This is a genomic window from Isoptericola sp. NPDC056618, from assembly GCF_042792715.1.
In the GTDB taxonomy this organism is placed as follows: Bacteria; Actinomycetota; Actinomycetes; order Actinomycetales; family Cellulomonadaceae; genus Isoptericola; species Isoptericola nanjingensis.
This window is the reverse complement of record NZ_JBHTVZ010000037.1, coordinates 1-5,439: the sequence shown is the minus strand read 5'-3', so window position 1 is coordinate 5,439 and position 5,439 is coordinate 1. Positions and strand designations below refer to the sequence as shown.

Annotated in this window: 2 rRNA genes; both read right to left on the bottom strand. The window is 57.5% G+C overall.

What is annotated here, in order from left to right:
- Positions 1-72: 72 nt before the first annotated feature.
- A 23S ribosomal RNA gene (locus tag ACFQ8T_RS21620) occupies positions 73-3,186 on the bottom strand.
- Positions 3,187-3,725: 539 nt separating this feature from the next.
- A 16S ribosomal RNA gene (locus ACFQ8T_RS21615) occupies positions 3,726-5,249 on the bottom strand.
- The 16S and 23S rRNA genes sit together here, the layout of an rRNA operon.
- Positions 5,250-5,439: the final 190 nt, after the last annotated feature.

Below are 5,439 nucleotides of genomic sequence, written 5' to 3'. Positions count from 1 at the left end.
GGGGGTGGTGCCCGTTTCTCGGGAACCGCACAGTGGACGCGTAGCATGCAATTGTCAAACAGTGTTTGAGTGTGTGTGAAGTTGTTGGCTTATTAGTACCGGTCAGCTCCGACAGTCTTTGGTCCTGTCTTCCACATCCGGCCTATCTACCCAGTGGTCTAGCTGGGTGCCTTCACCCCCGTGGGGGATGGAAACCTCATCTTGAAGCAGGCTTCCCGCTTAGATGCTTTCAGCGGTTATCCCTTCCGAACGTAGCTAACCAGCCGTGCTCCTGGCGGAACAACTGGCACACCAGAGGTTCGTCCGTCCCGGTCCTCTCGTACTAGGGACAGCCCTTCTCAAGTTTCCTGCGCGCGCAGCGGATAGGGACCGAACTGTCTCACGACGTTCTAAACCCAGCTCGCGTACCGCTTTAATGGGCGAACAGCCCAACCCTTGGGACCTACTCCAGCCCCAGGATGCGACGAGCCGACATCGAGGTGCCAAACCATGCCGTCGATATGGACTCTTGGGCAAGATCAGCCTGTTATCCCCGGGGTACCTTTTATCCGTTGAGCGACGGCGCTTCCACAAGCCACCGCCGGATCACTAGTTCCGACTTTCGTCCCTGCTCGACCTGTCGGTCTCACAGTCAAGCTCCCTTGTGCACTTGCACTCGACACCTGATTGCCAACCAGGCTGAGGGAACCTTTGAGCGCCTCCGTTACATTTTGGGAGGCAACCGCCCCAGTTAAACTACCCACCAGGCACTGTCCCTGATCCGGATTACGGACCGAGGTTAGATGGTCGATATGGCCAGAGTGGTATTTCAACGATGACTCCACCCGACCTGGCGGCCGGGTTTCACAGTCTCCCACCTATCCTACACAAGCCACACCGAACACCAATACCAAGCTATAGTAAAGGTCCCGGGGTCTTTCCGTCCTGCTGCGCGTAACGAGCATCTTTACTCGTAGTGCAATTTCGCCGAGCTCGCGGTTGAGACAGCGGAGAAGTCGTTACGCCATTCGTGCAGGTCGGAACTTACCCGACAAGGAATTTCGCTACCTTAGGATGGTTATAGTTACCACCGCCGTTTACTGGGGCTTAAATTCTGGGCTTCACCGAAGTTGACCCGTCCTCTTAACCTTCCAGCACCGGGCAGGCGTCAGTCCGTATACATCGTCTTGCGACTTCGCACGGACCTGTGTTTTTAGTAAACAGTCGCTTCTCCCTGGTCTCTGCGGCCCTCCCCGCTTCCCACCGCAAGGGTGTTCACGGATCGGGCCCCCCTTCTCCCGAAGTTACGGGGGCATTTTGCCGAGTTCCTTAACCACGATTCGCTCGATCGCCTTGGTATTCTCTACCTGACCACCTGAGTCGGTTTGGGGTACGGGCGGCTAGAACCTCGCGTCGAGGCTTTTCTTGGCAGCAGAGGATCACCCGATTCCCGCATACGCGGTCACTATCAGTTCTCACCCTATGTGCTTCGCGGATTTGCCTACGAAGCGGGCTACAACCTTGGACGTGGACTACCATCGCCACGCCGGGCTACCTTCCTGCGTCACCCCTGTTAACACGCTTACCTACTACCGGTTCGGGTCCCACGCCGCGCCACCGGTGAGATCCCGAAGGATCTCGGTGGTGGTCTGGGATGGTTAGCATCACCGGGCTCGGTATGGGCGGTTCTTCGCCGGTAGGAGAATATCAACTCCTTGTCCATCGACTACGCCTGTCGGCCTCGCCTTAGGTCCCGACTTACCCAGGGCGGATTAACCTGGCCCTGGAACCCTTGGTCATTCGGCGGACGGGTTTCTCACCCGTCATTCGCTACTCATGCCTGCATTCTCACTCGTGTGGGCTCCACCACTAGGTCACCCTGCAGCTTCACTGCCCACACGACGCTCCCCTACCCACCCACACACCTGAACACCAATCAAGTTGGTGCTGGGCTAACGTGTGAGTGCCACGGCTTCGGCGGTGTACTTGAGCCCCGCTACATTGTCGGCGCGGAATCACTTGACCAGTGAGCTATTACGCACTCTTTCAAGGGTGGCTGCTTCTAAGCCAACCTCCTGGTTGTCTGTGCAACTCCACATCCTTTCCCACTGAGCACACGCTTAGGGGCCTTAGCCGATGATCTGGGCTGTTTCCCTCTCGACTACGAAGCTTATCCCCCGCAGTCTCACTGCCACGCTATGTCTTACCGGCATTCGGAGTTTGGCTGACGTCAGTAACCTGGTAGGGCCCATTAGCCATCCAGTAGCTCTACCTCCGGCAAGAAACACGTGACGCTGCACCTAAATGCATTTCGGGGAGAACCAGCTATCACGAAGTTTGATTGGCCTTTCACCCCTAACCACAGGTCATCCCCTCAGTTTTCAACCTAAGTGGGTTCGGTCCTCCACGCCGTCTTACCGGCGCTTCAACCTGCCCATGGCTAGATCACTTCGCTTCGGGTCTAGACCCGGCGACTGTACCGCCCTATTCGGACTCGCTTTCGCTACGGCTTCCCCACACGGGTTAACCTCGCCACCGAGCACTAACTCGCAGGCTCATTCTTCAAAAGGCACGCCGTCACCCCTGCTAAGGAGGCTCCGACGGATTGTAGGCACACGGTTTCAGGTACTATTTCACTCCCCTCCCGGGGTACTTTTCACCTTTCCCTCACGGTACTAGTCCGCTATCGGTCACTAGGTAGTATTTAGGCTTAGCAAGTGGTCTTGCCAGATTCACACGAGATTTCTCGGGCCCCGTGCTACTTGGGATCCCCTCAACCAGGCCGCACCATTTCGTCTACGGGACTCACACCCACTACGGTCCGCCTTTCAATGCGGTTCGACTATGACACGGCTTTCTTACTGGCTACCAGACTGTCAGATCTGGTCAGAAGGTCCCACAACCCCGCATGTGCAACGCCTGACAGCTTGACACACACACGGTTTGGCCTCATCCGCTTTCGCTCGCCACTACTCACGGAATATCTCTTCCTGTCGGTACTGAGATGTTTCACTTCCCGACGTTCCCCCCTACACCCTATGTATTCAGATGCAGGTGACTGGGCATGACCCCAGCCGGGTTCCCCCATTCGGACACCCTCGGATCACAGCTCGTTTGCCAACTCCCCGAGGCTTATCGCAGGCTACCACGTCCTTCTTCGGCTCCTAGTGCCAAGGCATCCACCCTGTGCCCTTAAAAACTTCGACACACTACAATATTTCACAGAGATCAGAAAACTCGTCCCCCCACCCCTTCAAAGAAGAAGACGAGGAACAAGTACTGAACATCTGGGATGCTCGCGTCCACTGTGCAGTTCTCAAGCAACGGACGACCCGCAGACACCCGGCACGCCTACCCCCCTCCAAGGGAGCGGTTCACACCAGCCCACGACCCGTATCCATCAAGACCACCCACCACCCCACCCGCCCCACCCACCAGGGAAGGACGACCAAGGCCGGCCGATTGCCTCAGGACCCAACAGTGTGCTTGCGAACCAGACCAACCCCCCACCACCAGCGTTCCCCCACCCGACCCCGAAGAGCCGTGGTGTGTACTAGCCGGCCAGCGAGACGCCGAACCGGTCCTTCTAGTCAATGTTCCACCCGTGAGCAACCACCAGACACTCAAACGGCGCCTCAGATGGTCTGCCTGACCCCCACCCCACCACCGAACCCACCAGAAGACCTGGCAGACGAGGCAATGAAGCGACGCACGAAGCGCCACAGGGGGTATCAGATGCTCCTTAGAAAGGAGGTGATCCAGCCGCACCTTCCGGTACGGCTACCTTGTTACGACTTAGTCCCAATCGCCAGTCCCACCTTCGACCACTCCCCCCGGAAAACCGGTTGGGCCATGAGCTTCGGGTGTTACCAACTTTCGTGACTTGACGGGCGGTGTGTACAAGGCCCGGGAACGTATTCACCGCAGCGTTGCTGATCTGCGATTACTAGCGACTCCGACTTCATGGGGTCGAGTTGCAGACCCCAATCCGAACTGAGACCGGCTTTTTGGGATTCGCTCCACCTTACGGTATCGCAGCCCTCTGTACCGGCCATTGTAGCATGCGTGAAGCCCAAGACATAAGGGGCATGATGATTTGACGTCATCCCCACCTTCCTCCGAGTTGACCCCGGCAGTCTCCCATGAGTCCCCGGCATAACCCGCTGGCAACATAGGACGAGGGTTGCGCTCGTTGCGGGACTTAACCCAACATCTCACGACACGAGCTGACGACAACCATGCACCACCTGTGCACCGACCTTACGGGGCACCCATCTCTGAGTGTTTCCGGTGCATGTCAAGCCTTGGTAAGGTTCTTCGCGTTGCATCGAATTAATCCGCATGCTCCGCCGCTTGTGCGGGCCCCCGTCAATTCCTTTGAGTTTTAGCCTTGCGGCCGTACTCCCCAGGCGGGGCACTTAATGCGTTAGCTGCGGCACGGAACTCGTGGAATGAGCCCCACACCTAGTGCCCAACGTTTACGGCATGGACTACCAGGGTATCTAATCCTGTTCGCTCCCCATGCTTTCGCTCCTCAGCGTCAGTTGCGGCCCAGAGACCTGCCTTCGCCATCGGTGTTCCTCCTGATATCTGCGCATTCCACCGCTACACCAGGAATTCCAGTCTCCCCTACCGCACTCTAGTCTGCCCGTACCCGATGCAAGCCCGAGGTTGAGCCTCGGGATTTCACACCAGACGCGACAGACCGCCTACGAGCTCTTTACGCCCAATAATTCCGGACAACGCTTGCGCCCTACGTATTACCGCGGCTGCTGGCACGTAGTTAGCCGGCGCTTCTTCTGCAGGTACCGTCACTTGCGCTTCTTCCCTGCTGAAAGAGGTTTACAACCCGAAGGCCGTCATCCCTCACGCGGCGTCGCTGCATCAGGCTTTCGCCCATTGTGCAATATTCCCCACTGCTGCCTCCCGTAGGAGTCTGGGCCGTGTCTCAGTCCCAGTGTGGCCGGTCGCCCTCTCAGGCCGGCTACCCGTCGACGCCTTGGTAGGCCATCACCCCACCAACAAGCTGATAGGCCGCGAGCCCATCCCCCACCGAAAAACTTTCCAACCCACACCATGCGATGCAGGCTCATATCCGGTATTAGACCCCGTTTCCAAGGCTTATCCCGAAGTGGAGGGCAGGTTGCTCACGTGTTACTCACCCGTTCGCCACTGATCCATCCCAGCAAGCTGGGACTTCACCGTTCGACTTGCATGTGTTAAGCACGCCGCCAGCGTTCGTCCTGAGCCAGGATCAAACTCTCCGTAAAAGAAGAGAAACACCACGAACCCCCAAAAGAGCCCGCAGCATTCAACGATACTGGCCAGACCAAGCTGAACTGCTCAGTCCGATCCAAAGGAACCACAAAGGGTTCAAAAATTTGGCATTGACTATCAAACACACTGTTGAGTTCTCAAACAACCGACGCACACCGCAGAACCAGAACCACTCTCGGCTCC